At 68.8% G+C, this 24,431-nt stretch carries 23 protein-coding genes and 1 riboswitch; of the genes, 19 read left to right on the top strand and 4 right to left on the bottom strand.

Annotated features, from left to right (window positions below; all coding sequences use genetic code 11):
• The first annotated feature begins 55 nt into the window (after nucleotides 1-55).
• The 12 genes from ccoN (at nucleotide 56) to ACT9F5_RS11130 (ending at nucleotide 10,485) form a co-directional block, all read left to right on the top strand.
• Nucleotides 56-1,561 carry a cytochrome-c oxidase, cbb3-type subunit I gene (gene ccoN, locus ACT9F5_RS11185; RefSeq protein ID WP_445120026.1) on the top strand — a complete coding sequence of 502 codons (1,506 nt, stop codon included), beginning with the start codon at nucleotides 56-58 and terminating at the stop codon, nucleotides 1,559-1,561.
• 10 nt (nucleotides 1,562-1,571) lie between these two features.
• Nucleotides 1,572-2,249: a cytochrome-c oxidase, cbb3-type subunit II gene (gene ccoO / locus ACT9F5_RS11180; protein ID WP_445120025.1), complete on the top strand. Its 678-nt coding sequence runs from the start codon at nucleotides 1,572-1,574 to the stop codon at nucleotides 2,247-2,249.
• Nucleotides 2,250-2,252: 3 nt separating this feature from the next.
• Nucleotides 2,253-2,411: a CcoQ/FixQ family Cbb3-type cytochrome c oxidase assembly chaperone gene (locus ACT9F5_RS11175; RefSeq protein ID WP_445120024.1), complete on the top strand. Its 159-nt coding sequence runs from the start codon at nucleotides 2,253-2,255 to the stop codon at nucleotides 2,409-2,411.
• Nucleotides 2,408-3,355 (top strand): cytochrome-c oxidase, cbb3-type subunit III, encoded by a 948-nt coding sequence (gene ccoP, locus ACT9F5_RS11170; RefSeq protein ID WP_445120023.1) that lies wholly within the window; start codon nucleotides 2,408-2,410, stop codon nucleotides 3,353-3,355. The genes ACT9F5_RS11175 and ccoP overlap by 4 nt, the downstream gene beginning before the upstream one ends.
• A gap of 41 nt (nucleotides 3,356-3,396) precedes the next feature.
• The gene (locus ACT9F5_RS11165; RefSeq protein WP_445120112.1) at nucleotides 3,397-3,648 is read left to right on the top strand and encodes a hypothetical protein; all 252 of its coding nucleotides are present in this window, start codon (nucleotides 3,397-3,399) and stop codon (nucleotides 3,646-3,648) included.
• Nucleotides 3,649-3,657: 9 nt separating this feature from the next.
• Nucleotides 3,658-5,202 (top strand): 4Fe-4S dicluster domain-containing protein, encoded by a 1,545-nt coding sequence (locus ACT9F5_RS11160; protein WP_445120022.1) that lies wholly within the window; start codon nucleotides 3,658-3,660, stop codon nucleotides 5,200-5,202.
• Nucleotides 5,202-5,735, top strand: a complete 534-nt coding sequence (locus ACT9F5_RS11155; protein ID WP_445120021.1) for a FixH family protein — start codon at nucleotides 5,202-5,204, stop codon at nucleotides 5,733-5,735. The genes ACT9F5_RS11160 and ACT9F5_RS11155 overlap by 1 nt, the downstream gene beginning before the upstream one ends.
• Before the next feature lie 8 nt (nucleotides 5,736-5,743).
• Nucleotides 5,744-8,191 carry a heavy metal translocating P-type ATPase metal-binding domain-containing protein gene (locus ACT9F5_RS11150; protein ID WP_445120020.1) on the top strand — a complete coding sequence of 816 codons (2,448 nt, stop codon included), beginning with the start codon at nucleotides 5,744-5,746 and terminating at the stop codon, nucleotides 8,189-8,191.
• The gene (gene ccoS / locus ACT9F5_RS11145) at nucleotides 8,188-8,526 is read left to right on the top strand and encodes a cbb3-type cytochrome oxidase assembly protein CcoS (protein WP_445120019.1); all 339 of its coding nucleotides are present in this window, start codon (nucleotides 8,188-8,190) and stop codon (nucleotides 8,524-8,526) included. The genes ACT9F5_RS11150 and ccoS overlap by 4 nt, the downstream gene beginning before the upstream one ends.
• 1 nt (nucleotide 8,527) lies before the next feature.
• Nucleotides 8,528-9,256 (top strand): urease accessory protein UreH domain-containing protein, encoded by a 729-nt coding sequence (locus ACT9F5_RS11140; RefSeq protein ID WP_445120018.1) that lies wholly within the window; start codon nucleotides 8,528-8,530, stop codon nucleotides 9,254-9,256.
• A 132-nt stretch (nucleotides 9,257-9,388) separates the two neighbouring features.
• A complete protein-coding gene (gene queD / locus ACT9F5_RS11135; RefSeq protein WP_445120017.1) occupies nucleotides 9,389-9,742 on the top strand; it encodes a 6-carboxytetrahydropterin synthase QueD in 354 nt (117 codons plus the stop codon).
• Nucleotides 9,743-10,047: 305 nt separating this feature from the next.
• Entirely contained in the window at nucleotides 10,048-10,485 is a 438-nt protein-coding gene (locus ACT9F5_RS11130; RefSeq protein ID WP_445120016.1) for a phasin family protein, read from the top strand.
• Nucleotides 10,486-10,592: 107 nt separating this feature from the next.
• Here the strand turns inward: ACT9F5_RS11130 and ACT9F5_RS11125 are convergent, their stop codons facing one another.
• From ACT9F5_RS11125 to bioD, 3 genes are all read right to left on the bottom strand, one after another.
• A complete protein-coding gene (locus ACT9F5_RS11125) occupies nucleotides 10,593-13,664 on the bottom strand; it encodes an efflux RND transporter permease subunit (RefSeq protein ID WP_445120015.1) in 3,072 nt (1,023 codons plus the stop codon).
• Nucleotides 13,665-13,709: 45 nt separating this feature from the next.
• Nucleotides 13,710-14,915 carry an efflux RND transporter periplasmic adaptor subunit gene (locus ACT9F5_RS11120; protein WP_445120014.1) on the bottom strand — a complete coding sequence of 402 codons (1,206 nt, stop codon included), beginning with the start codon at nucleotides 14,913-14,915 and terminating at the stop codon, nucleotides 13,710-13,712.
• Between the two features lie 289 nt (nucleotides 14,916-15,204).
• Nucleotides 15,205-15,879 carry a dethiobiotin synthase gene (gene bioD, locus ACT9F5_RS11115; protein WP_445120013.1) on the bottom strand — a complete coding sequence of 225 codons (675 nt, stop codon included), beginning with the start codon at nucleotides 15,877-15,879 and terminating at the stop codon, nucleotides 15,205-15,207.
• Between the two features lie 61 nt (nucleotides 15,880-15,940).
• On the opposite strand from bioD, the gene ACT9F5_RS11110 reads away from it, so the two are divergent.
• From ACT9F5_RS11110 to btuB, 3 genes are all read left to right on the top strand, one after another.
• The gene (locus ACT9F5_RS11110) at nucleotides 15,941-16,423 is read left to right on the top strand and encodes a GAF domain-containing protein (protein WP_445120012.1); all 483 of its coding nucleotides are present in this window, start codon (nucleotides 15,941-15,943) and stop codon (nucleotides 16,421-16,423) included.
• Nucleotides 16,420-16,788 (top strand): TfoX/Sxy family DNA transformation protein, encoded by a 369-nt coding sequence (locus ACT9F5_RS11105; RefSeq protein ID WP_445120011.1) that lies wholly within the window; start codon nucleotides 16,420-16,422, stop codon nucleotides 16,786-16,788. The genes ACT9F5_RS11110 and ACT9F5_RS11105 overlap by 4 nt, the downstream gene beginning before the upstream one ends.
• A 51-nt stretch (nucleotides 16,789-16,839) precedes the next feature.
• Nucleotides 16,840-17,065, top strand: a riboswitch (cobalamin riboswitch).
• Nucleotides 17,066-17,217: 152 nt separating this feature from the next.
• Nucleotides 17,218-19,095 carry a TonB-dependent vitamin B12 receptor gene (gene btuB / locus ACT9F5_RS11100; protein ID WP_445120010.1) on the top strand — a complete coding sequence of 626 codons (1,878 nt, stop codon included), beginning with the start codon at nucleotides 17,218-17,220 and terminating at the stop codon, nucleotides 19,093-19,095.
• A gap of 1 nt (nucleotide 19,096) precedes the next feature.
• Here the strand turns inward: btuB and ACT9F5_RS11095 are convergent, their stop codons facing one another.
• The gene (locus ACT9F5_RS11095; RefSeq protein ID WP_445120009.1) at nucleotides 19,097-19,819 is read right to left on the bottom strand and encodes an NAD(P)H-dependent oxidoreductase; all 723 of its coding nucleotides are present in this window, start codon (nucleotides 19,817-19,819) and stop codon (nucleotides 19,097-19,099) included.
• A 100-nt stretch (nucleotides 19,820-19,919) separates the two neighbouring features.
• Between ACT9F5_RS11095 and ACT9F5_RS11090 the strand changes: the two genes are divergently transcribed.
• The 4 genes from ACT9F5_RS11090 (at nucleotide 19,920) to ACT9F5_RS11075 (ending at nucleotide 24,391) form a co-directional block, all read left to right on the top strand.
• A complete protein-coding gene (locus ACT9F5_RS11090; protein ID WP_445120008.1) occupies nucleotides 19,920-20,837 on the top strand; it encodes a LysR substrate-binding domain-containing protein in 918 nt (305 codons plus the stop codon).
• Nucleotides 20,838-20,923: 86 nt separating this feature from the next.
• Nucleotides 20,924-23,020 carry a TonB-dependent siderophore receptor gene (locus ACT9F5_RS11085; RefSeq protein WP_445120007.1) on the top strand — a complete coding sequence of 699 codons (2,097 nt, stop codon included), beginning with the start codon at nucleotides 20,924-20,926 and terminating at the stop codon, nucleotides 23,018-23,020.
• 31 nt (nucleotides 23,021-23,051) lie between these two features.
• Nucleotides 23,052-24,212: a PepSY domain-containing protein gene (locus tag ACT9F5_RS11080; RefSeq protein ID WP_445120006.1), complete on the top strand. Its 1,161-nt coding sequence runs from the start codon at nucleotides 23,052-23,054 to the stop codon at nucleotides 24,210-24,212.
• Entirely contained in the window at nucleotides 24,209-24,391 is a 183-nt protein-coding gene (locus tag ACT9F5_RS11075; RefSeq protein ID WP_445120005.1) for a hypothetical protein, read from the top strand. The genes ACT9F5_RS11080 and ACT9F5_RS11075 overlap by 4 nt, the downstream gene beginning before the upstream one ends.
• The last annotated feature ends 40 nt before the right edge of the window (nucleotides 24,392-24,431 follow it).

The following is a 24,431-nucleotide window of genomic DNA, read 5'->3' as shown; positions in this document are numbered from 1 at the left end:
CGGCTCGCCCACCGCGGCCGCGAAAATAACCGCGACAGCTAAACCAAGGCCTGCCATGACTGCGATCGACCCCGCCCCGGCGGCCGGTGCCCCTGCATCGGCCACCGTGCGTGACCACGTGCCGGATTCCGCACGCGGCTTCTACAACGACAAGGTGGTGCACCAGTTCGTGGTCGCGACCATGTTCTGGGGCATCGTCGGCATGGCGGTCGGCGTGTTCATCGCCGCCCAGCTGTACTGGCCGGCGCTCGGCGAAGGCATCGCCTGGCTTGGCTACGGCCGGCTGCGGCCGCTGCACACCAACGGCGTGATCTTTGCCTTTGGCGGCTCGGTGCTGTTCGCCACCTCGCTGTACGTGGTCCAGCGCACCTGCCACGTGCGGCTGATCAGCGACAAGCTCGCCAGCTTCGTGTTCTGGGGCTGGCAGGCGGCGATGGTCGGCGCGCTGGTCACGCTGCCGCTGGGCATCACCCAGGGCAAGGAATACGCCGAGCTGGAATGGCCGCTCGACATCCTCATCGCGATCGTCTGGATCGCCTACGGCTGGCTGTTCTTCGGCACGATTGCCAAGCGCCGGGTCAAGCACATCTACGTGGCGAACTGGTTCTACGGCGCCTACGTGATCGCGGTCGGGCTGCTGCACATCGTCAACAACCTGGCGATCCCGGCCGGGCTGTGGAAGTCGTACCCGGTCTACAGCGGCGCGGTCGATGCGATGGCGCAGTGGTGGTACGGCCACAACGCAGTCGCGTTCCTGCTGACCGTCGGCTACCTGGCCATGATGTACTACTTCGTGCCGAAGCAGGCGCAGCGGCCGATCTACTCCTACCGGCTGTCGATCGTGCACTTCTGGGCACTGATCTCGATCTACATGTGGGCCGGCCCGCACCACCTGCACTACACCGCGCTGCCGGACTGGGCGCAGTCGGTCGGCATGGTGTTCTCGGTGATCCTGCTGGTGCCGTCGTGGGGCGGTGCGATGAACGGCATCCTCACGCTGTCGGGCGTCTGGCACAAGCTGCGCACCGACCCGATCCTAAAGTTCCTGATCGTGGCGATCAGCTTCTACATGATCGCCACCTTCGAAGGCCCGCTGCTGTCGATCAAGACGGTCAACTCGCTGAGCCATTACACCGACTGGACCATCGGCCACGTCCATGCCGGCACCCTGGGCTGGGTGGCGATGATCTCGGTCGGCTCGGTGTACTCGTTGTACCCGCGGCTGGTCGGGGTCGAGAAGATGTATTCGATCAAGTGGATCGACACGCACTTCTGGATGCACACGCTCGGCGTGGTGTTCTACATCGTCTCGATGTGGATCGCCGGCATCACCCAAGGCCTGATGTGGCGTGCGACCAATGCCGACGGCACGCTGACCTACAGCTTCGTCGAGTCGCTGGTGGCGACGTATCCCTACTACCTGGGCCGCCTGGCGGGCGGACTGCTGATCGTCGGCGGCATGTGCCTGATGGCGTGGAACCTGTGGCGCACGCGGCAGATGGCGACCGTGCCGGCATTACACCCGGTGCTGCCGCCACACACGGCAGAAGCGAAGGGCTGAGGACGCGGACATGGGACTTGGACACGAGAAGATCGAGAAGAACGTCGGCCTGCTGGCAGTGCTGACGGCGGTGGCGGTATCGCTGGGCGGACTGGCCGAGATCGTGCCACTGATGTACCAGGCCGAGGCGATCGAGCCGCTGCCGGGGGTCGAGCCCTACCCCGCGCTGCAACTGGCCGGGCGCGACGTCTATATCCGCGAGGGTTGCTACAACTGCCACTCGCAGATGGTCCGCACGCTGCGCTTCGAGACCGAGCGCTACGGCCACTATTCGCTGGCCGGCGAGTCGGTCTACGACCGGCCGTTCCAGTGGGGCTCCAAGCGCACCGGGCCGGACCTGGCGCGCGTCGGCGGCCGCTATTCCGACGACTGGCACCGGGTGCATCTGATCGACCCGCGCGCGGTGGTACCCGAGTCGAACATGCCGGCGTTCCCGTGGCTCGGGAAGAACGCAGTGGACGCCGCGCAGGTCACGGTGAGCATGCAGGCGCTGCAACGCCTCGGCGACCCCTACACCGATGAACAGATCCAGCAGGCCGCGAGCGACGTGCGCGGCAAGACCGAGCTCGATGCGGTCGTGGCGTACCTGCAGGGTCTGGGCCGGCACGCGCCACGTGGCGCGGCGGCGGCCAGCGAGGTGGCGGACGCGCCCGCGGGCGTAGCCGGCAATGAATCCGGGGAGGGCTGAGCAATGTTGTCGGGACTGATCACACTCGGCCTGCTGCTGTTGTTCGTGGCGATCTGGGCCTGGGCCTGGCAGCCGCGGCACAAGGCGTCGTTCGATGCCACCGCGCGGCTGGCGCTGGAGGATGACGCAAGCGAACCCGCGACCCGGGAGGCCCGGCCATGACTCCGTTCTGGTCGTGGTTCGTGATCGCGCTGACGGTGCTCAACATCCTCGGCGTGGCCTGGCTGCTGTGGTGGACCTCCAAGCGTCGCCCGGGCGATCCCAAGCCCGAGGAGACCAGCCATTACTGGGACGAGGACATCACCGAGTACAACAAGCCGATGCCGCGCTGGTGGATCAACGGCTTCTATATCTCGATCGCGTTCGGCATCGGCTACCTGTTCTGGTTCGGCGGCTGGGGCAGCTACGCCGGCATGAGCGACTGGAGCTCGTCACGCGAGCACTCGCTGGACAAGGCGGCGTGGGACGCAACCCTGGCCGAGACCTTCCGGCCCTACGACGGTCAGCCGATCGACCGACTCGCGACCGACCCGACTGCGGTCGAACTGGGCCGCTCGATCTTCGCCAACACCTGCGCCACCTGCCACGGCTCCTCGGCCCAGGGCGCGATCGGCTACCCGGACCTGACCGACGACATCTGGCACTGGGGCGGCGAGCCCGAGCGCATCCTGCAGACCGTGCTCGACGGCCGCGATGGCGTCATGCCCGAATGGGGCAAGGTACTCAACGGCATGGGTGGCGCCAATGCGGTCGACCACGTGATCGCGTACGTGCAGGTGCTCGGCACACCGGACCAGTCGATGTACAACAATGCCCGGGCCGTTCGCGGCAAGAAGCTCTACGACGGCGTCTGCGTGGCCTGCCACGGGGTCGAGGGCAAGGGCAACATCGAGCTGGGCGCGCCGGACCTGACCGACGACTACTGGATGTACGGCAACAGCACCGCCTCCCTGCGCGAGACCATCGCCAATGGCCGCCACGGAACAATGCCGGCGCATGGCGAGCTGCTCGGCGAGACCCGCTCGCGGCTGGTCGCGGCCTATGTCTGGTCGCTGTCGCACAGGGCAGGCGCGGCGGCCGACAACGCGGCGGGAACGGCGCAGTGAGCGCGTACGCGCCGCCGCCGTTCGACCATGCGCCGCGACCGATGGCGCAGCGGATCGGCGCGATCCTGTGGCCGAGCTTCTTCGCCGCCGGGGTCGCGACGATGGTGTTCTTCGCCTTCGTCGACCCGCTGGAGCTTCGCGACATGACCTTCCCGCACGTCGCGATCACCCGCGGCGTCGGCTACACCATCGGCTTCTTCACCTTCTGGCTGGCGACCGCGTCGTCGAGCCTGTTCACCTGGCTGCTGCTGCGCCCGGCGAGCCGCTTCAACAAATCATTGCCACTGGAGTAATCCCCCGCGGTGAGCAAGAAGATCGACATTGATCTGCTGGATTCCGGCGGCGACTCGTTGTATGTCAGCGAGCGCAAGGTCTACCCGCGCGACGTGTCCGGTCGCTACGACCGGCTGCGCAAGGCCGCGGTGGCCTGGCTGCTGGGCATGTACTACGTGTTCCCCTGGCTGCAGTGGGACGGGCGCCAAGCGGTGCTGTTCGACCTGCCGGCGCGCAAGTTCCACGTGTTCGGGCTGACCTTCTGGCCGCAGGACTTCACCTTCCTGGCGATGCTGCTGGTGATCCTGGCGCTGCTGCTGTTCTTCGTCACCGCGCTGGCCGGGCGGCTGTGGTGCGGCTATGCCTGCCCGCAGACCGTGTGGACCGAGGTGTTCCTGTGGATGGAGCGCTGGACCGAGGGCGACCGGCCTGCGCGGATGAAGCTCGACGCCGGCCCTTGGACGCGCGAGAAGGTGCTGCGCAAGGGATCCAAGCACCTGCTGTGGCTGGTGTTTGCATTGTGGACCGGCTTCACCTTCGTCGGGTTTTTCACCCCGATCACCGGACTGGGCACGCGGCTGTGGCCATTCGACTGGAACGGCTGGGAAGTGTTCTGGGTGTTGTTCTATGCGCTGGCAACCTGGGGCAACGCCGGCTTCCTGCGTGAGCAGGTGTGCAAGTACATGTGCCCGTATGCGCGCTTCCAGAGCGCGATGTTCGACCGCAACACCCTGATCATCGCCTACGACCCAATGCGCGGCGAACCGCGTGGCCCGCGCAAGCGCGGCCTGGCCAGCGTGCTGGAACGCGCGCGTGGCCTGCTCGACGTGCGCAGCGCCTACGACTTCGTGTTCCGCGCCAGCCGCCACCCCAGCGCCGCCAGCAACCGCCTGCAGGCCGCGAGCACGGTGACCTTCGATGTCGGCCTGGAGGCCGCGCCGCTGCCGAAGTTCGCGCCCGAGGAACTCGGCGACTGCATCGACTGCACGATGTGCGTGCAGGTCTGTCCGGTCGGCATCGACATCCGCAACGGCCTGCAGTACGAGTGCATCGCCTGCGGCGCCTGCATCGATGCCTGCGACGACGTGATGGACAAGATGGGCTACCCGCGCGGGCTGATCCGCTACTCCACCCAGAACGCGATCGACGGCAAGTCGACCCGGGTGCTGCGCCCGCGCATCGCGATCTACGGCGCGCTGCTGCTGGTACTGGTGGCCGCGTGGAGCTGGGGCGTCGGCACGCGCAGTCCGCTGATCGCCGACGTGCTGCGCGACCGCAATGCGCTGTACCGCATGGCCGCCGACGGTGTCGAGAACGGCTATACCCTCAAGCTGGTCAACAAGACCGACGAGGCGCGGGAGTACCGGGTGAGCCTGCAGTCGGCAAATGCCGACATCGCCCTCGACGGCGGCACCCGCACCGTCCGCGCCCATGCCGCGCAAGTGCTGTCACTGCCGCTGGTGGCGACCGCGCCGGCCACGCTGAAGGGCCGCCACGAGGTCGTATTCGTGATCGAGTCGGTCGACGGCAAGGCCCGCGAGACCGTCGACAGCAGCTTCTTTGGACCGATGTGATGGACACAAACGACACGCCCCCGCAGGACACCCCCGAGCGCTCCTCGCCGTGGCGGCAACCGGTCATCTGGCTGGTGATCGCGCTGGTGGCGGCGTCGGTCATCGGCGGCATCACGATGATCGTGATCGCCAGCAACGCAGGCAATGACGACGCCGTCGCCGACCCGGTGCAGCGCACCGCCCAGGTGCAGACCGCCGACCTCGGCCCCGATGCCGCCGCCCGCGAGCGCAATCTCAGCGCGATCGTGCGGGTCGATGCCGAGCTGGAGCTGGTCGAGGTGTTGCCGGTTGAAGGCGACTTCGATCCGGCCGCGCTGCTGCAACTGCACCTGCGCCATCCGGTCGAGGCCGCCGAGGACGTGACGTTGCAGTTGCAACCGACCGAATTGGGTTGGCGCACCGGAACCGAAGTCGCCGGCGACCACGATTGGAACGTCGAACTCGGCCCGGTGAATGGCAGCTGGCGCCTGCAGGGCCGGCTGCCCGCGGGCCAGCAGGCCGCCCACCTGCAACCCGCGCTATCGGCCCAGTAGGCGGTGCGATGTCGGCGACGCTGGCCCCGGGCGTGAGCCGCGACGACCTGCTGGCCGTCGCCGCCGACGGCTGCTACCACTGCGGTGAGCCCCTGCCGGCCCGACCCGCGCAACTGCAGGTCGATGGCCAACCGCAGGCGTTCTGTTGTGATGGCTGCGCCGCGGCCGCGCAATGGATCCGCGATGCCGACCTCGGCGACTACTACCGCTTGCGCAGCGAGCACGCCGCGCGGGTCGGCACCGATGCGATCGACCTCGCCGTCTGGGACCGCGAGGAACTGCTGGCCGAGCATGTGCATGACGTTCCCGGCGGCCGCGAAATCACCCTGCTCACCGACGGCATGCGCTGCGCCGCCTGCGCCTGGCTGATCGACCGCGCACTGGCGCGCGAGGACGGCGTGCTCGAAGCCGGCGCCAACGCGATCACCGGCCGCATCCGGCTGGTCTGGGACCCGCAACGCACCCGCCTGTCGAAGCCGCTGCAGCAGCTGGTCGCGCTCGGCTACCGTCCGTACCTGGCCAGCGGCGAAGCGCGCGAGGCCGCGCGCCGGCGCGAACGCAACCGCGACCTGGTGCGGATCGGCATCGCCGGGCTGGGTTCGATGCAGGCGATGATGCTGGCCGGCTCGCTGTACCTCGACACCACCCACAGCATGCCGGTGCCGACCCGCGACTTCTTCCGCTGGCTGACCCTGCTGGTGTCGACGCCGGTGGTGTTCTACGCCGGCTGGCCGTTCATCGCCGGCGCCTGGCGCGAGTGGCGCCACCGCCAGCTCGGCATGGACACGCTGATCGCCGGCTCGACGCTGCTGGCGTACTTCGCCAGCGCGGTCGAGACCGTGCGCGGCGGCGAGCACGTCTGGTTCGACGCGGCGGTGATGTTCGTGTTCCTGCTGCTGGTCGCCCGGCAACTGGAACAGCGAGCGCGCAACATCGCCAGCGCCCAGGTCGATGCGCTGGCGCGGGCGCGGCCGGCGTTCGCGACCCGCGAACGCGGCGACGGCAGCCGCGAATCGGTGCCTCTGGCGGCGCTGGCAGTCGACGACGTCGCCTGCATCGCGGCCGGCGAGGCGGTGCCGGCCGACGGCGTGCTGCTGGACGACTCGGCGCGGTTCGAGGAGGCGCTGCTGACCGGCGAGGCCAACCCGGTCGACAAGCACGCCGGCGACCGCGTGTTCGCCGGCACCGTCTGCCGCGAGCGGCCGGCGCGGATGCGGGTCACCACAACCGGCAGCGCGACCCGGTTGTCGCAGCTGTCGCGGCTGGTCGAGCGCGCGCAGGCGCAGCGGCCGGCGCTCGCGCTGATGGCCGAACGGATCGCGCACTGGTTCGTCGCCGGGCTGTTGCTGGCGACGGTGCTGGTCTACTTCGCGTGGCGCGCGCACGACCCTTCGCGTGCGTTCGAGGTCACCCTCGCGCTGCTGGTGATCAGCTGCCCCTGTGCGCTGTCGCTGGCAGTGCCGGCGGCGCTGGCTTCGACCCACGGCGCGCTGGCCAGGCTCGGCGTGCTGGCGGTGCGCGAGAACGCGCTGGAGCGCCTCGCCGACGCCACCGACATCGTGTTCGACAAGACCGGCACGCTCGGCGACGGCCGCCCGGTGCTGGTTGAGCGAAAGGCTTTCGACGGCATCGAGCTGGCCGACGCACTGCGTATCGCCGCCGCGCTGGAACGCGACAGCGGCCATCCGATCGCACTCGCGTTCGCGTCGGTTGGCGGTGCGGACCTGCCGGCCGCGCGCGAGCTGCGCACGGTGCCGGGCCACGGCATCGAGGGCGTGGTCGACGGCCGCCGCTGGCGACTCGGCCGCGCCGGCTTCGCCACCGGTGCGGTCGCCACAACCGATGGCAACGACGACGCCGGTCTCTGGCTCGGCGATGGCGAACACGCGCTGGCGCGGTTCGAACTGGCCGAGAACGAGCGCCCCGACGCCCGTGTCGCTATTGACCTGCTGCGTGACAAGGGCCTGGCGGTGCACCTGTCGAGCGGCGACGCCGCGGTGCCGGTACGCCGCTTCGGCCGCCAGCTCGGCATCGATGCGGTGCATTTCCGCCAGACTCCGGAAGACAAGCTGGCGTTCGTGCGCAACCTGCAGAACGACGGCCGGCGGGTGGCAATGGTCGGCGACGGCCTCAACGACGCCCCGGTGCTGGCCGGCGCCGATGTCTCGCTGGCTATCGGCGACGGCGCCGCGCTGGCCCAGCGCGCGGCCGACCTGGTGCTGACCGGCCGCTCGCTGAAGCGGATACCGCAGGCGATCGAGCTGGCCCGCCGCACCCGCCGGGTGATCCGCCAGAACATCGCCTGGGCGCTGGGCTACAACCTGCTGGCACTGCCGCTGGCGGCCGCCGGGCTGGTCACGCCGTGGCTGGCCGCGCTCGGCATGGCGCTGTCGTCGCTGATCGTCACCGCCAACGCACTGCGCCTGACCCGCGCCGTACCGGGGCACGACCGATGAACATCCTGCTGTTCCTGATCCCGGTCAGCATCGTGCTGATGGGCCTGGCGATCTGGGCCTTCGTCTGGGCGGTGCGACGCGGCCAGTTCGACGATCTCGACACCCCGGCGATAGACATCCTCCGCGAGGATGTCCACGACCGGCGTGCGCAGCCGGCGCCATCTTCGAGCGACGGTGACTCCGACGCCGACAGCGACGCTGCGGGCGCGAGTGCTGGTGCTGGTGCTGGTGCGGAGACTGGGATTAGTACGGATACGGATACGGGGGGCGAGGCTGGAGCCGATGCCGCCCCGCCGCGCAACGACGCGCCGCCCCCCGACCCGCGCCGCCACTGACATGCCGATCGACTGGCTCACCCTCGGCGCCGCGCTGCTCACCGGCCTCATGGGCGGCGTGCATTGCGCCGCGATGTGCGGCGGCATCGCCACCGGCTTCTCGGCGATGGGCCCGCACGCGCGCTGGAAGTACGCGATCGAGCCCAACCTCGGCCGCGTGCTCGGCTACGTCGTGGCCGGCGCGATCGCCGGCGGCATCGGTCACGGCATCGTCGACCTCGCCCGGCTCGACTGGCTGGCGTGGACGTTGCGCGCGGCGGTCGGACTGGTGCTGGTGGTGGTCGCGTTGCGCCTGCTCGACCGCAACGGTCGCCTGGCGTTCCTTGCCCTGCCCGGCGCAAGCGGTGCCTGGAACCGGCTGCGTCCGCTGCAGCGGCGATTGCTGCCGGCCAACAGCAGCGCCAAGCGGATCGGTCTGGGCCTGCTGTGGGGCTGGATGCCGTGCGGCCTGAGCACCACCATGCTGGCCGCGGCGTGGCTGCAGGCCGACGCCCGCAACGGCGCGCTGACGATGGCCGCGTTCGGCCTCGGCACGCTGCCGCTGATGGTGTCGCTGACCTGGTCCGGCGCGCGCCTCGGCCAACGCCTGCAGCGTGGCGGCTGGCGCATCGCGATCGCGCTGCTGGTGCTGGCGGCGGGGCTGCTGACGGTCGCCTCGCCGTGGTTGATGCAGGTGCCGGCGCTGCACGGGTTTCTCGCCGCACTGGGCTGTTTGCCGCGTAGCGCCTGAATGCCCCGGCTGAATTGCCTGCCTGGATTGCCTGCCCGCTGGCTCGGCTGAAACGCCCCGCCTCGGAGCGCCGACCTGAAGGAACGCACCCGCACCGCGGGCACCGCAGTCGGCGGCGATACAATGCCGCCCATGGATATCTTCAAGAGCTTCACCCTGGAAGCCGCGCACCGGCTGCCGAACGTGCCCGAGGGCCACAAGTGCGCGCGCCTGCACGGTCACTCGTTCCGGGTCGAGCTGCACCTGACCGGCGAACTTGGCGCGGAGACCGGCTGGGTGATGGACTTCGCCGACGTCAAGAAGGCGTTCCAACCGCTGTACGACCGGCTCGACCACCACTACCTCAACGACATCGAGGGGCTCGACAACCCGACCAGCGAACGGCTGGCAGTGTGGATCTGGGATCGGTTGAAGCCGACCCTGCCGTTGCTGAGCGAAGTGGTGGTGCATGAAACCTGCACATCGGGGTGTCGCTACCGCGGTTGATACCGCCGCACGCGGTTCCGCGCAACGAATGTGGGTGCATTTGTAGGAGCGGCTTTAGCCGCGATCGGAAACCGGGCGCCCGCGCCGACTCCCGATCGCGGCTAAAGCCGCTCCTACAAGGGCCCGGGTATCCGAGAGCCAGCAAGCGAAGACGGCCCCGCACCGCCCGCAGCGTTTCCGCCAGTCGACGCTTCCCTGAACGGCATTCAGCTTTTCAACTCCGCCATGTTGCATCGCAACAAACCCTGCCTTATGCTGCACCGCACAAACCCGGCAATCCTTGTCGGCGCAGCAGGAGCCCAGCCATGAACCAGCAGTTCAACGAGCAGTTCGTCGCCGCCACGCGCCAGTTCGCGGACACGGCAGCCCAAGTCAACCGTATCGCCCTCGAGAACGCCCAGGCCGTGTTCGGCCTGCAGCTGGCGACCCTCGAAGACCGCGCCAATGCCGCGTTCGCTTTCTGGGGCGAGGCCGCCGAGGTCCGTGACGCCGATGGCCTCAAGAACCTGCTGCCGAAGGGCGCGCAGGTAGCCCGCGAGACGGTCGAGCGCAACGTCGCCACCGGCCAGGAAGTGATCGGCCGCACGGTCAAGGCCAACGAGCAGATCGGCGAGATCGCCAAGTCGCAGTTCGAGGCCGCCGCCAAGAGCACCCAGGCCAACGTCGAGCAGGCCACCAAGGCCGCGACCGAGAAGGCCGAGTCGTTCGCCCGCGGCGCGACCAAGGCTTCGAAGGCCAAGTAATCCGGCCGGCGCCCAGCGCCAGTCAGCAAGACTCTCTCTCCAGCTTCGGCAGGAACACGAAACCCGGCAGCGCAGGCTGCCGGGTTTTTTGTGCGTGCGCTTCCCGGTCAGTGCGCCGGGTCGGCCTTCGCTTCAAGCCGCGCCTGTTCCGCCGCCACCTTCTGGTGATCACGACCGATCAGCAGGTACATCACCGGCACCACGAACAGGGTGAAGAAGGTACCGATCGACATGCCGCCGACGATCACCCAGCCGATCTGGTTGCGCGCCTCGGCGCCGGCGCCCGACGCGATCGCCAGCGGCAGCGAGCCCAGCACCATCGCGCCGGTGGTCATCAGGATCGGACGCAGGCGCAGCGCCGCCGACTCGATCACCGCGTCGAGCTTGGGCTTGCCCTGCTCCTGCAGCTGGTTGGCGAACTCGACGATCAGGATGCCGTGCTTGGCGATCAGCCCGACCAGCGTGACCATGCCGATCTGCGAATAGATGTTCCAGCTGCCACCGCTGAGCTTGAGCGCCAGGAACGCGCCGAACGCCGCCAGCGGCACCGCCAGCAGGATCACCAGCGGGTCGACCCAGCTCTCGAACTGCGCCGCCAGCACCAGGAAGATGAAGATCACCGCGAGCAGGAAGATCTGCCCGAACTCGCTGGCCGACTCGCGGAACTCGCGCGACTGCCCGGACAGGTCATAGCTGGCGTCGGGGGCGACCTCCTCCAGCGTCGCCTCCAGCCAGTCCAGCGCTTCGCCCATCGGGTAACCCGGCGCCAGCCCGGCGCTGATGGTCACCGCGCGCAGCTTGTTGAAGTGGTTCAGCGACTTGGCCGCGACGGTCTCCTGCACGTCGACCAGGTTCGACAGCTGCACCATCTGGTCTTCCTTGCCGCGCACGTAGATGTTGGACAGGTCGCCCGGGGTACGGCGGTCGGCGTCCTCGACCTGCACGATCACGTCGTACTGCTCGCTGCCGCGCTTGAAACGGGTCACGTTGCGCCCGCCGAGCATGGTCTCCAGCGTATGGCCGACGGTCGCCACCCCGCTGCCGACCGCGGCGACCTTCTCGCGGTTGAGCGAGACCTTCAGCTGCGGCTTGTTGAGCTTGAGGTCGCTGTCGGGGTTGGTGAAATTGCCGCTCTCGGCCATCTTGCCGAGCACCTGCTGCGCGACCGCATCGAGATCCTCCCAGCTGCCGCTGCTCTGGATCACGAAGTTGACCGGCTGGCCGAAGCCCTGCTGGCCCAGCGGCGGCGGCAGGGTCGGGTACGCCATCACCCCGGGGATGCCCATGAACTGCGGGAACAGCTGGCCCTGCACTTCGGCGGCGGAAATGTCGCGGTCTTCCCAGTCGCTGAGCATCACGAAACCGATCACGTTGGTGACGGTCGGGAAGCCCGACAGCACGAAGTAGCGCTCGACGCTCGGCACCTGGCTGAGGATGCCCTCGATCATCCGCCCGTACTTGTCGGTGTAGTCGATCGTGGCGCCTTCCGGGCCCTGCCCGAAAGCGACGATCACGCCCTGGTCCTCCTGCGGTGCCAGCTCCTTCGGCATCAGCACGAACAGCCCGATCGCCAGCGCGGCGATGACCGCCGCCGCGCCGACCACGATCCAGCGCAGCGCCAGCAACCGGGTCAGCACCCGACGATAGCTCCGGTCGACCCAGCCCAGCACCCGCTCGCCGGCCTCGTAGAAGCGGCCGTGCTTCTTCTCGTGGCGCAGCAGTTTCGACGACATCATCGGCGACAGCGTCAGCGCGGTGAAACCCGACACCAGCACCGCGCCGGCCAGGGTCAGCGCGAACTCGACGAACAGCTTGCCGGTGCGCCCGGTCGAGAACGCCAGTGGCACGTATACCGCGGCCAGGGTCAGGGTCATCGCGACGATCGCGAAGCCAATCTCCTTGCTGCCCTGCAGCGCCGCCTGGAACGGCGGCATGCCTTCCTCGATGTGGCGGTAGATGTTCTCCAGCATCACGATCGCGTCGTCGACCACCAGCCCGATCGCCAGCACCATCGCCAGCAACGTCAGCGTGTTGATGGTGAAGCCGAACGCGTACATCAGGCCGAACGCGCCGATCAGCGAGACCGGGATCGTCACCAGCGGGATCAGCGTCGCGCGCCAGCTGCGCAGGAACAGGAAGATCACGATCACGACCAGCAGCACCGCCTCGAACACGGTCTTGAACACCTCGTCGATCGACTTCTCGATGAAGATCGTGCTGTCGAACGCGATCTCCAGCTTCATGCCCTCCGGCAGGGTCTTCTCGATCTCGGGCAGCAACGCATGGAGGTCGGCGGAGATATCCAGCGGGTTGGCGACGGCCTGCTTGACGATTGCCAGAGGCACCGCGGTGACGCCGTTGGCGCGCGCGCGGAAGCGTTCTTCCTGCGCGCCCAGTTCGACCCGGGCGACGTCCTTGAGACGCACCAGGTAACCGTTGACGTCACCCAGGATGATGTCGCCAAACTGCTCGGCGGTGCGCAGGTCGGTCTCGGCCAGCACGGTGAACTCACGCGCGTTGCCCTCGACCCGGCCGGCCGGGATCTCGACGTTCTGCGCACGCAGCGCGGCCTCGACATCGGCCGGGGTCAGGCCAAAGCCGGCCAGCCGCTGCGGCTGCAGCCAGATCCGCATCGCGAACGTGCTGGCGTAGACCTGCGCCTGCGCGACGCCACCGATCTGCTGGATGCGGTCCTTGACCAGCCGCTCGGCGTAGTCGGCGATCTCGACCTGCGAATGGTTCTGCGAGGTCATCGCCAGGAAGATGATCGGCTGGGCGTCGGCCTCCTGCTTCTGCACGATCGGTTCCTCGACCTCGTCGGGCAGGAAGTTGCGCGCCTGCGCCACGCGGTCGCGCACGTCGGAGGCGGCCGAGTCGGGATCGCGGTTGAGGTTGAAGTGGACGCTGACCTGGCTGGACTGCTCGCGGCTCACCGACTGCATGAACTCGATGCCTTCGATGCCCGACAGCGCTTCCTCGATCGGCTGGGTCACCTGCGACTCGATCACCTGCGCGCTGGCGCCGGGGTAGCTGGTGTTGACCGTCACCACCGGGGTGTCGACGTTGGGGATCTGCCGGACCGCGAGGCGGTCGTAGGCGATGATGCCGACCAGCAGCACCACCAGGTTGATCACGGTGGCGAATACGGGGCGGCGGATGGAGATGTCGGACAGGACCATGGACGTCTCTCTGCGTGGGGGCGGGGGACGGGCGCGGCGCGCGGCTTACTGCGCGTCTTCGGCGGCCGTCTCGGGCGGGGCGTCGTCGGTGGCTTCGCTGGCGGCCGGTGCTTCGGCGGCGGGTGCGGTCGCGTCTTCGGCGGCTTCGGGTGCGCCGGCCGCACCAGACGCGGCGTCCGGTTTGGCGCCTTCGGCGGGCAGCACCATCACGCCCATGCCCTCGTGCATCATCGGCTTGGCCTGGCCGGCGGTGATCACCACGTCGCCGGCCTTCAACCCTTCGACCACCTGCACCTTGCCCGGCACGCGGACGCCGGTCGTCACCACGGCCTTGTGGGCCTTGCCGTCGACCACGGTGTAGACGAAGCGAATCTCGCCTTCCTGCATCAGCGCCTGCTCCGGCACCAGCAGGCCATCGCCTGCGGCATTGCGGGTGTCCAGCACGAGCTTGGCGAACTGCCCCGGGCGCAGTTGTCCATCGGGGTTGGGGATTTCCGCACGCAACTGCACGCTGCGGCTGTCGAGGTCGATCACCGGGGCGATCGCGACCACCGTGCCGGCGAAGGTCTCGCCCGGGAACGCATCGACCGTGATGTCGATCGACTGGCCGTTGGCGATTTGCGACAACGCACCCTCGGGCACGCTGAAATCGACCTTGATCGGATCCATCCGCACCAGCGGCACCAGGTCCTGGCCGACGTTGACGAAGTCGCCGACGCTGACCTCGCGCAGGCCGATGCGGCCGGAGAACGGCGCCCGCAGGGTCATCTTCGACAAGGCCGCCCTGGCCGAGGCCACGCGCGCCTGGTCGACCGCGAACGCGGCGCGGGTCTGGTCGTAATCCGAGCGCGCGATCAACTGCGTCGCCGCCAGCTCTTTCGCACGCGAATTCGCACGCCGGCTGTTCTCGAGGTTGGCCTCCGCCTCGTTGAGCGCGGCGCGCGCGACGCTGGCGTCGAGGGTGAACAATGGCTGCCCGGCCTCGACCCGGCCACCTTCCTCGAAGTGGATACGCTCGATCCGGCCACCGACTTCCGGCCGCACCACGATCGATTCGTCGGCGCGCAGGCTGCCGACCGTCTGCAGGCCGCCACTCAACGGCTGCGGTTCGACCGTGACCGCCTCGACCGGCAGTTGCATCTCACCGCCGGGCGGACCGCCCGCGGCCTCGGCGGCGGGGTCGTCACCACAGCCGGCCAGGGCCAGCGTTCCGGCAAGCACGAATCCAGTAAGCAACAGGGTGCGGCGCATGGGGAGCCTCGTCATCCATTTCTTGTACTGGACAGTTTAGTCGAGTGCCGCCCCCGGCTCCCCATGCCGGAAGTCAGCCCGGATATCGGGTCAATCGACGACGCCACTGGCCAGCGCACGCTAGCGCGCCGGGGTTACGCTCGCGCGAAAGCCCGCCGGCCGCAAACCGACGGGCCGTTGTAGGAGCGGCTTCAGCCGCGATGGATGTTCGACGCCGAACAGCGTGCGGGCCGTTGCGACCCGGCAATGTCGCCGGTGAACCGGTTCTGGTTCGCGGCTGAAGCCGCTCCTACAACGGCAGGTCCAGATGCTCGGCCAGCGTCGCGGGGTCGGGCTGCGACGCATGCGGCAACCGCCCCCAGCATGGCACCGGGAGGCGTTGGCACAGGATCCCGAAGTTGTCATCGATCCGCGCCATCGCCGGGTCGACCTCGTTGGCGATCCAGCCAATCAATTCGACCCCGTCATCCTGGATCGCGCGCACGCTGAGGCGCGCGTGGTTGATGCAGCCAAGCCGCAGGCCGACCACCAGCACCACCGGCAACCGCAGCGCGCGGACCAGGTCGAGCTGGTCGAGATCGGCCGACAACGGTGCGGCCCAGCCGCCGACGCCTTCGACCACCACCGTGTCGGCGCGCGCGGACAGGCGCGCATGGGCGGAGAGGATCGGCGCCAGTTGCAGCTCGACGCCGTCGTCGCGCAGTGCCAGTTCCGGTGCGACCGGCGCGCGCAACGCGAACGGGTTGATGTCGGCGTACTCCGGACGCGGATCGCTGGCCGCCTGCAACAACAGCGCGTCCTCGTTGCGCCAGGCGCCGTCGATCAGGTCGCAACCGCTGGCGACCGGTTTCATCCCGACCGCACTCCGCCCGCGGGCGCGCAAGGCATGCAACAGGGCCGCGCTGGCGACCGACTTGCCGACGCCGGTATCGGTGCCGGTGACATAGAAGCTGGGGAAAGGCATCCGCCTATCGTAGGCATTCGCCTGCCACTAGTCGCGCGGCGGCCGCTGCTACACTTCGCGAATGTTCACCGCCACTGCCCTGTCCGGCACCAAGCCGGAGCAATACGCCGAGCTGCTGGCGCAGGTCCGCGCGCTGCTGCACGGCGAACGCGACCGCGTCGCCAACGCCGCCAACCTGTCGGCGCTGGTCTACCACGCGCTCCCTTCGCTGAACTGGGTCGGCTTCTATTTCTTCGACGGCCGCGAGCTGGTGGTCGGGCCGTTCCAGGGCCAGCCGGCGTGCGTGCGGATTCCGCTCGACAAGGGTGTGTGCGGCGCCGCTGCGAGCACCCGCGAGACCCAGCGCGTCGCCGACGTGAATGCGTTCGACGGCCACATCGCCTGCGACTCGGCCTCGCGTTCGGAAGTGGTGGTCCCGCTGTATTCCGGCGACACGCTGGTCGGCGTGTTCGACATCGACAGCCCCGAACCCGATCGCTTCGATGCCGACGACCAACGCGGCCTGGAAGCGATCGCACGTGCCTACCTGGAGTCGCTGGCATGAGTGAGACGCAGAAGTTGCGCAACATCGGCCCGAAGTCCTCGGCGTGGCTGCGCCAGGTCGGGCTGCACACGCGCGAGGAGATCGAGGAGGCCGGTGCGGTCGAGGCGTTCATGCGGGTCAAGCGCGCCGGCTTCAAACCGACACTCAACCTGCTGTACGCGATCGAAGGCGCACTGTGCGACTGCCACTGGCAGGAGGTGCCCGATGCGCGCCGGCAGGAACTGGTCAGCGCCGCCGAAGCCGCAATCGAGCAACTGCCGCCACCGCGGCACAAGCCGCCGGCCGGGCCGGTCACGACCACGGTGCTGGCCGCCGACACCGTGCCGACCAAGCCCGATCCCGACGCGCCCTGGCGCCGCAACTGACCGCGTCAGTAGCCGCGCGCCATCTTTTGCGCCGGGCAATACCCATCGCTTAGACTGCGTGCGCTTCGAGGTGACCCGGCGGCGTCCTGCCAACGGGTTGAAACGGGAAGCCGGTGACGCCGTCCAGGCCAGTCCGGCACTGCCCCCGCAACGGTAAGCGAGCCCAAGCCGCGGCTCACCGCCACTGTGCAATCCACTGCATGGGAAGGCGCCACGGCCGGTGTCGACAACGACGCCACTCGCGAGTCCGGAGACCGGCCTTGGCGCAGGGTTTGAACCCAATGGTTCCGACCCATGACGGTTGCGATGCGGCGGGCATTGCGGCGACGACGCCGGTGCTCGTCCGAACGTTTTCGCAGCAGGTCCCTCCTCCACGCAGCTTCCCGAAAGCCCGGCACGGCGATTTCCGTGTGCGTTGGAGAACCATCGATGCAATCCCGTTCGCTGTCCCTGGCCATCGCGGCCGCCCTCGCCCTCCCCGTTCTGGCATCCGGCGGAACTGCGCATGCCGCGGCCGCGGCCCAGTCGGCTACCGACCTCGATGGCGTGGTGGTCACCGCCACCCGCACCGCGATCGATGTCGATACCGCGCTGGCGCCGGTCGAAGTGATCGACCGCGCCGAGATCGAGCGCAGCCAGGCGCGCTCGCTGCCGGACCTGCTGGCGGGCCGCGCCGGGGTGTCGATGTCCAGCCAGGGCGGCGACGGCAAGCTGACCACGCTGTTCCTGCGAGGCAGCGAGTCCGACCACGTGGTGGTGCTGATCGACGGCATCCGCATCGGCTCGGCAACCTCCGGGCTGGTGTCGCTGCAGAACCTGCCGTTGGCGCTGATCGAACGCGTCGAGATCGTCCGCGGCCCGCGCTCCAGCCTGTACGGCAGCGAGGCGATTGGCGGGGTGATCCAGATCTTCACCCGTCGCGACGGCGACGCCGGTTACGCGCCGCGTGCGCATATTGGTGGCGGCAGCCACGGCGCGCACGAATTCGGCGTCGGCTTCGGCGGGCGCGGCGACCGCGCGTGGTTCGGTGCCGACTACGAGTTCCGGCGTACCGAAGGTTTCAATTCCTGTGACGTCGCCACGCCGGACCCGTTCGCCGGTGGCTGCTTCATCAGCGCACCCGAGCCCGACCTCGACGGCTACATCCAGAACGCCCTGGCCCTGCGCGCGGGCATCGACCTCAACGACGCCTGGCAACTGAGCACGGTGGCCCTGCGCAGCGAGGGCGAGAACGACTTCGACGGCGACTTCACCAACCGTTCCGAGACCGTGCAACAGGTGGTCGGCGGCAGCGTGCGCTGGCGGCCGTCCGACGCATTGCAGCTGAAGCTGACCGCCGGCCGTAACGTCGACGCCTCCGAGCAGTTCAAGGACGACGCCAACCTCGGCTACTTCGATACCGACCGCGACAGCGCCACACTGCAGGGCGACTTCGGCTTCGGCGAACGGCAGCTGCTCAGCGCCGGTATCGACTGGTTGCGCGACCGCGTCGCCGGCAGCACCACCTATGACGAAAGCGAACGCAGCAACCGCGCCGCGTTCGCGCAGTACCAGGGACGTTTTGGCGCGCAGTCGCTGCAGGCCAGCGTGCGTCGCGACGACAACGAGCAGTTCGGCGGCCACACCACCGGCAGCGCGGCCTGGGGCATGGAGTTCGCCGACGGCTGGCGGATCAGCGCCGGCTACGGCACCGCATTCAAGGCACCGACCTTCAACGAGCTGTACTACCCGTTCTTCGGCAATCCGGCGTTGCGCCCGGAAGAGTCCGAGAGCGCCGAACTCGGCCTGGCGTGGCGTGGCGGGCAACTCGATGTGCACCTGGATGCGTTCCAGAGCGACGTCGACGACCTGATCACGTTCGACGCCGCGATCAACCTGCCCAACAACATCGATCGCGCCCGCATGCGCGGCGCCGAACTCGGCATCGATACCGGCGTCGCACAATGGCAGGTGGCCGCCAGCATCAGCTACCTCGACACCGAAAGCCTGACCGGCTTCAACGCCGGCAAGGAGCTGCCACGCCGCGCCGGCCACAGCGCGCGACTGGAACTCGACCGCGCCTTCGGCGACTTCCGCTTCGGCGTCACCGGCATCGCCGAAGGCAGCCGCTTCGACGACGTCGCCAACACCCGCCGCCTGCCCGGCTACGCCACCCTCGACCTGCGCGCCGAGTACGCGCTGACCGACGCGCTGACCCTGCAGGGCCGGCTGGCCAACGTGCTGGACCGCGACTACGAGACCACCTCGTTCTACAACGAGCCCGGGCGCGAATGGTTCGTGACGCTGCGCTGGGTGCCCGCGCAGTAGATCATTCCGTGTCGGGGCACAGCGCCCGGTGGACGTCGGACTCCTTCGCGGGTTCCGTCGCCACCAGGCGTTCCACCAGTGCATCCACCTGCGCTTCGGCGGCGGCGATCGAGCCATCCAGGCGTTCGTCGCGGAACTCGTCGTATTCGATCGCGATGCGTTCGAATGCGTCGATTCCGATGTAGCGCAGCGGGTCGATCACGCCCGCCTCGGCGTGGTTGATCGCCGCCAGGCGCTCGCCGGGCTCGTAACCGTAATCGCCCCGCGACCCCAGCAGCACCGCCCGCTTGCCCAGGCCGGCCAGCAATGGCCAGTAGGGATCGCCGGCGCGGCCGCGGTCGAAGCCGAACGTGCGTCCGACCCGCACGATGTTGTCGACCCAGGCCTTGAGCGTGGACGGCATGCCGAAGTTGTACATCGGCACCCCGATCACGATCAGGTCGGCGGCGAGCAGTTCGTCGACCAGCGCGTCGCTCTGCGCGAGAACCTCGCGCATCCACGGCTCCCGCTGCGCCGGCGGAGTGAATGCCGCATGCACCCAGCGGCCGTCCACGGGCGCCGGTGGCTGCAGCGCGACGTCGCGGTACACAATCGGGTCCTGCGGTCGCCGCGACTGCCAGCGCTGGATGAAACGCGCCGACAGCCGACGGGTGTGGGAGCCATGCACCTGCATGCCGGAGAGGCCAAGGCGGGCGCTGGAATCGATATGGAGTAGCCTGAGCATGATTCACCTGTGCGTGGAGTGTCCACGCACAGAGTCCCCGCTTCATGGCGAGACGTAAAACGATCATTTCGCACCCGACAGATGCATTTATTTCATCTATATGGACACCCGCCAGCTGCCACCGTTAACTGCCCTGCGCGCCTTCGAAGCCGCCGCGCGGCACCTGAGCTTCAAACACGCCGCGGCCGAACTGTCACTGACTCCAACCGCCATCAGCCACCAGGTCCGTCAGCTGGAGGCATGCCTGGGCGTGGCGTTGTTCGTTCGCGGGACGCGTCGCGTGGACCTCACGCCGGCCGGACAAGGGCTGTTCCCGGCGCTGCGTGACGGGCTCGACGCGATGGCGCGCGGCGTGCAAGCCGTACGGCCCCGGCAGGGCCCGCGCGGGCTGGTACTGAGTACGACGATGGCGCTCGCCTCGCGCTGGCTGTTGCCGCGCCTGGCCCGATTCGCGGAGACGCATCCGGGCGTTGCGCTGCACCTGCACACCTGCGACGAAACGGTCGACCTCGCCGGTGGCGAAGCACACCTGGCGATCCGCTACGGTCCCGGGCGCTATCCGGGACTGGGCTCGGCGCTATTGCTGCCATCGCGGTTCGCGCCGGTATGCGCGCCCGCGCTGGCCGTGGCCACCCCGGACGACCTGCCGCGCGTGCCACTGATCGGATTCGAGTGGCTGCGCCGCGACGCGTCCACGCCGGACTGGCCGCTCTGGTTCGAGCACGCGAAGTGCCAGCCGCTCCCGCGCCAGTTGCATTTTTCCGATGAAGTCCACGCCATCCAGGCCGCGATCGCCGGCCAGGGTGTCGCACTGGTCAACCTGTCGCTGGTGGCCGACGAACTGCACACGGGCCTGCTGCACCAGCCGTTCGGGCCGACGCTGGAGGGCCACGGCTTCCACCTGGCATGGCCGGAGCAACGCGCGACCGACCCCGATGTCACCACGGTCCGGAAATGGCTGCAGCAGCAGGCGACCGGCACGTCCGCTGCCGTGCCATCGGCCAGCGCGACGCCCTGATGCATCAAGAGTTATTGAGAATCGTTTGCATCCGTACGGCCACGTTCCCATAATGCGCCCCCTCACTTCCGCAGGGGCGATGTCCGATGTCCGGTTCCACCTACCGCCGCCATTCCGGCGCCATGCTCATGTTGCTCGCACCCACGTTGCTGGCCTCGGCCATCGCACATGCACAGAGCGAGCCGGACGCGCTCACCCTTGACCGCGTCAGCGTCGTCGCCGAGCGCGCCACCACCGCGACCAAGACCGACACGCCCCTGGCCGAGACCCCGCAGGCGATCAGCGTGGTCACCTCCGAACTGTTCACCGACCGCGGCGCGCGCAACCTGCAGGAGACACTGCGCTACAGCGCCGGCGTCACCGCCGAGGCCTGGGGCCTGGACACCCGCGGCGACGGCAGCACCATCCGCGGCCTCGACCCGGTGCAATACCTGGACGGCATGCGCCGGCTGTACGGCTTCAGCCCGGTCGCGCGGCCGGAGGTCTACGGCCTGGAGCGCGTCGAGGTGCTGCGTGGCCCGTCATCGGTGCTGTACGGTGCCGGCGCCACCGGCGGCATCATCAACGCGATGAGCAAGCGGCCGGGTTTCAGGCCGTCGGGCGAGATCGGCCTGCAGGTCGGCAACTTCGAGCGCAGGCAGTTGCAGGGCGATGTCACCGGCGCGCTGGGCGACTCCGGCAACCTCGCCGGGCGGCTGGTCGGCGTGGTCCGTGATTCGGGCATGCAGACCGACCACCTCGAGGACGACCGCGTCTATGTCGCGCCGTCGCTGACCTGGCTGGGCGAGCGCAGCCAGCTGACCGTGCTGGCGAGCTACCAGCGCGACCAGAGCGCCTCCAGCCAGCAGTTCCTGCCGGTGGCGGCGACATTGCACGCGCCGCCCGGCGGCCGGCTGCACCCGTCGACCTTCCTCGGCGACAAGGATTTCGACAAGCTCGATACCCGCATGTCCAGCCTCTCGGTGCTGTTCGACCACCGTTTCAGCGACACCGTCAGCTGGCGCTCGAACCTGCGCTACACCGACTCGGAGACCGAGTTCCGCGAGCTGTTCCCGGACACCTACAGCAACCCCGAAGATCCCTTCATCGACGACGACGACCGCATCCTCAACCGGCTGTCGTACGGCGTGCGGCCGGACATCCGGATCCTGACCAGCGACAACGCGCTGCAGTTCGACTTCGCCACCGGCGCGTTCGAGCACCTGCTGCTGGCCGGCGTCGACCACACCGACTACCGCGAGGAGTCGTGGACGTTCTCCGGCATGGCCACCCCGATCGACATCTACGACCCGGTGTCGACCGGCGTCGCCATCCCCGAGTGGCAGCGCCTGCCGGATCAGCGCACCACCCAGACCGGCCTCTACCTGCAGGACCAGATCCGCTACGCCGACCGGGTCTCGGTCGTGCTCGGCGCGCGCCGCGACCATGCGCGCTCGGAAACGCAGGGCCTGGCCGACCAGACCGACAACGCCACCACGTACCGCATCGGCGTGATCGGCGAACTCGGCGCCAACGTATCGCCGTACGCCAGCTATACCGAGTCGTTCCTGCCGGTCATGGGACAGGACCTCTACGGCCGCCCGTTCGAGCCGATGCGCGGGCACCAGGTCGAGACCGGCGTGAAGTGGCAGCCGACCCGCAATGCGCTGTTCACCGCGGCGGCCTACCGCATCACCGAGACCAACCGCCAGACCAACGATCCCGACAACGTGCTCAACGTCGTGCAGACCGGCGAGATCGAGTCCAAAGGCTTCGAGCTGGAAGGCGCGTACGCCTTCGACAACGACTTCGCCGTGACCGCCAGCTACAGCCACAGCGAGGCCGAGGTCACCCGCAGCAACTACGCGCCGGAGGTCGGCCAGCGCCTGAACGACACCCCGCAGGACCTGGCCTCGGTGTGGTTGTCGAAGGGCTTCGAGCTCGGCGAAGGCAAGCAGCTGCGCGCGGGCCTGGGCGGCCGCCATGTCGGCTCGACGGTGTCGGCCAGCGCCGCCGGCAGCATCCGCACGCCCGGCTACACGCTGGCCGATGCATTGCTGGAACTGCGGATGCCGGACTGGACGGTCTCGCTAAACGTGACCAACCTGTTCGACAAGGAGTACTACGCGCCGTGCCGCATCTTCGGTGACTGCTTCACCGGCAATACGCGCACGGTGGTCGGTACCATCACCCGCCACTTCTGATCCATCGCCGACCCGCCGCTTCGAGGCCGCCATGCAGCGCGACACGCTCAAGACCTGGTTCCTTGTCCACAAGTGGACCAGCCTGGTGTGCACGCTGTTCCTGCTGATGCTCTGCGTGACCGGCCTGCCGCTGGTGTTCTGGGAGGAGATCAGCCACCTCACCGGCGCCGAGCCCGAGGCGGCGCCGGTCGCGGCCGATGCACGACCGGCCGACATCGACGAACTGGTGCGTACCGCCCTCGCCGAGTACCCCGGCGACGTGCCGCTGTTCTTCGGCTGGGACGACCACTCGCCGAGCGTCTACGTCAACACCGGCGCGCGGCCGGACACGCCGCCGCCGGAGATGCACACCGCGATCATGCACGGCTACACCGGCGAGGTGCTGCCGGCGCCGCAGTTCAACGAAGGGGTGATGTACTTCCTGTACCGGCTGCACACCGACGTGTTCGTCGGGCTGCCGGGGATGCTGTTCCTCGGCTCGATGGCGGTGCTGTTCGCGGTCGCGATCGTGTCGGGGCTGGTGCTGTACGGGCCGTTCATGCGCAAGCTGCGGTTCGGCACGCTGCGCACCGGCCGCAGCCGTCGGCTGGCATGGCTGGACCTGCACAACGTACTCGGCATCGTGACGCTGGGCTGGGCGTTCGTGGTCGGCATCACCGGCGCGATCAACACACTGGCGGGGCCGCTGGAGCAGGCCTGGCAGGCCGAGCAGCTCGGCGAGTTCGCCTCGCGCTACGAAGGCCGGCCGCGGCCCTCCCAGTTGCATCTCGCCTCGCTCGATGCCGCCGTCGCCACCGCGCGTGCCGCCGAGCCCGGCATGACACCGGCGTTCGTCAGCTTCCCGGGCACCGGCTACAGCGGCGACCACCACTACGGCGTATTCATGCACGGCGACACGCCGTTGACCGAGCGTCTGTATCGCCCGGTGCTGATCGACGCCAGGACTGGAGAACTCACCGCGCAACCGCAATTGCCCACCTACATGACCGTCCTGTTGATGTCGCAGCCGCTGCACTTCGGCAACTATGGCGGCATGCCACTCAAGGTCCTCTGGGCGCTGCTCGACCTGCTCACGATCATGGTGCTGGCGAGCGGGCTGTACCTGTGGTTCAAGCGCGGCAGTACCGAGGCGCGGGTGCGCGAGATCGAGCGGATGGGCGAACCCGGTATCGACGAGGGTGCCCGCGCGTGAGCGACCCCAGACCGTCCCGCGGTTCGCCGTTCGTCGCACCGGCGTGGATCGGCGCGGCCAGCATCGTCGGCCTGGTCAGTGCGCTGGTCGGCGACGGTGTGTTCGACGCGGTTTCGTGGCTGGTGTTCGCCGGGCTGGTCGCGTTGGCGCTGCGGGCGTGGCTAAAGCGCGATCGCTGAGCTGCGCTGCGGCATCACCCAGCGATCTCGGTAGACACCC

This window comes from Lysobacter sp. F6437 (assembly GCF_052547215.1).
Note: the sequence above shows the minus strand (reverse complement) of the source record. Positions and strands in the feature narration are given on the sequence as shown.

Bases quoted from the DNA above. Each gene is read 5' to 3' on its own strand.
- ccoN (WP_445120026.1), top strand. From the start codon at position 56: ATGACTGCGATCGACCCCGCCCCGGCGGCCGGTGCCCCTGCATCGGCC.
- ccoO (WP_445120025.1), top strand. From the start codon at position 1,572: ATGGGACTTGGACACGAGAAGATCGAGAAGAACGTCGGCCTGCTGGCA.
- ACT9F5_RS11175 (WP_445120024.1), top strand. From the start codon at position 2,253: ATGTTGTCGGGACTGATCACACTCGGCCTGCTGCTGTTGTTCGTGGCG.
- ccoP (WP_445120023.1), top strand. From the start codon at position 2,408: ATGACTCCGTTCTGGTCGTGGTTCGTGATCGCGCTGACGGTGCTCAAC.
- ACT9F5_RS11165 (WP_445120112.1), top strand. From the start codon at position 3,397: ATGGCGCAGCGGATCGGCGCGATCCTGTGGCCGAGCTTCTTCGCCGCC.
- ACT9F5_RS11155 (WP_445120021.1), top strand. From the start codon at position 5,202: ATGGACACAAACGACACGCCCCCGCAGGACACCCCCGAGCGCTCCTCG.
- ACT9F5_RS11150 (WP_445120020.1), top strand. From the start codon at position 5,744: ATGTCGGCGACGCTGGCCCCGGGCGTGAGCCGCGACGACCTGCTGGCC.
- ccoS (WP_445120019.1), top strand. From the start codon at position 8,188: ATGAACATCCTGCTGTTCCTGATCCCGGTCAGCATCGTGCTGATGGGC.
- ACT9F5_RS11140 (WP_445120018.1), top strand. From the start codon at position 8,528: ATGCCGATCGACTGGCTCACCCTCGGCGCCGCGCTGCTCACCGGCCTC.
- queD (WP_445120017.1), top strand. From the start codon at position 9,389: ATGGATATCTTCAAGAGCTTCACCCTGGAAGCCGCGCACCGGCTGCCG.
- ACT9F5_RS11130 (WP_445120016.1), top strand. From the start codon at position 10,048: ATGAACCAGCAGTTCAACGAGCAGTTCGTCGCCGCCACGCGCCAGTTC.
- ACT9F5_RS11125 (WP_445120015.1), bottom strand. From the start codon at position 13,664: ATGGTCCTGTCCGACATCTCCATCCGCCGCCCCGTATTCGCCACCGTG.
- ACT9F5_RS11120 (WP_445120014.1), bottom strand. From the start codon at position 14,915: ATGCGCCGCACCCTGTTGCTTACTGGATTCGTGCTTGCCGGAACGCTG.
- bioD (WP_445120013.1), bottom strand. From the start codon at position 15,879: ATGCCTTTCCCCAGCTTCTATGTCACCGGCACCGATACCGGCGTCGGC.
- ACT9F5_RS11110 (WP_445120012.1), top strand. From the start codon at position 15,941: ATGTTCACCGCCACTGCCCTGTCCGGCACCAAGCCGGAGCAATACGCC.
- ACT9F5_RS11105 (WP_445120011.1), top strand. From the start codon at position 16,420: ATGAGTGAGACGCAGAAGTTGCGCAACATCGGCCCGAAGTCCTCGGCG.
- btuB (WP_445120010.1), top strand. From the start codon at position 17,218: ATGCAATCCCGTTCGCTGTCCCTGGCCATCGCGGCCGCCCTCGCCCTC.
- ACT9F5_RS11095 (WP_445120009.1), bottom strand. From the start codon at position 19,819: ATGCTCAGGCTACTCCATATCGATTCCAGCGCCCGCCTTGGCCTCTCC.
- ACT9F5_RS11090 (WP_445120008.1), top strand. From the start codon at position 19,920: ATGGACACCCGCCAGCTGCCACCGTTAACTGCCCTGCGCGCCTTCGAA.
- ACT9F5_RS11085 (WP_445120007.1), top strand. From the start codon at position 20,924: ATGTCCGGTTCCACCTACCGCCGCCATTCCGGCGCCATGCTCATGTTG.
- ACT9F5_RS11080 (WP_445120006.1), top strand. From the start codon at position 23,052: ATGCAGCGCGACACGCTCAAGACCTGGTTCCTTGTCCACAAGTGGACC.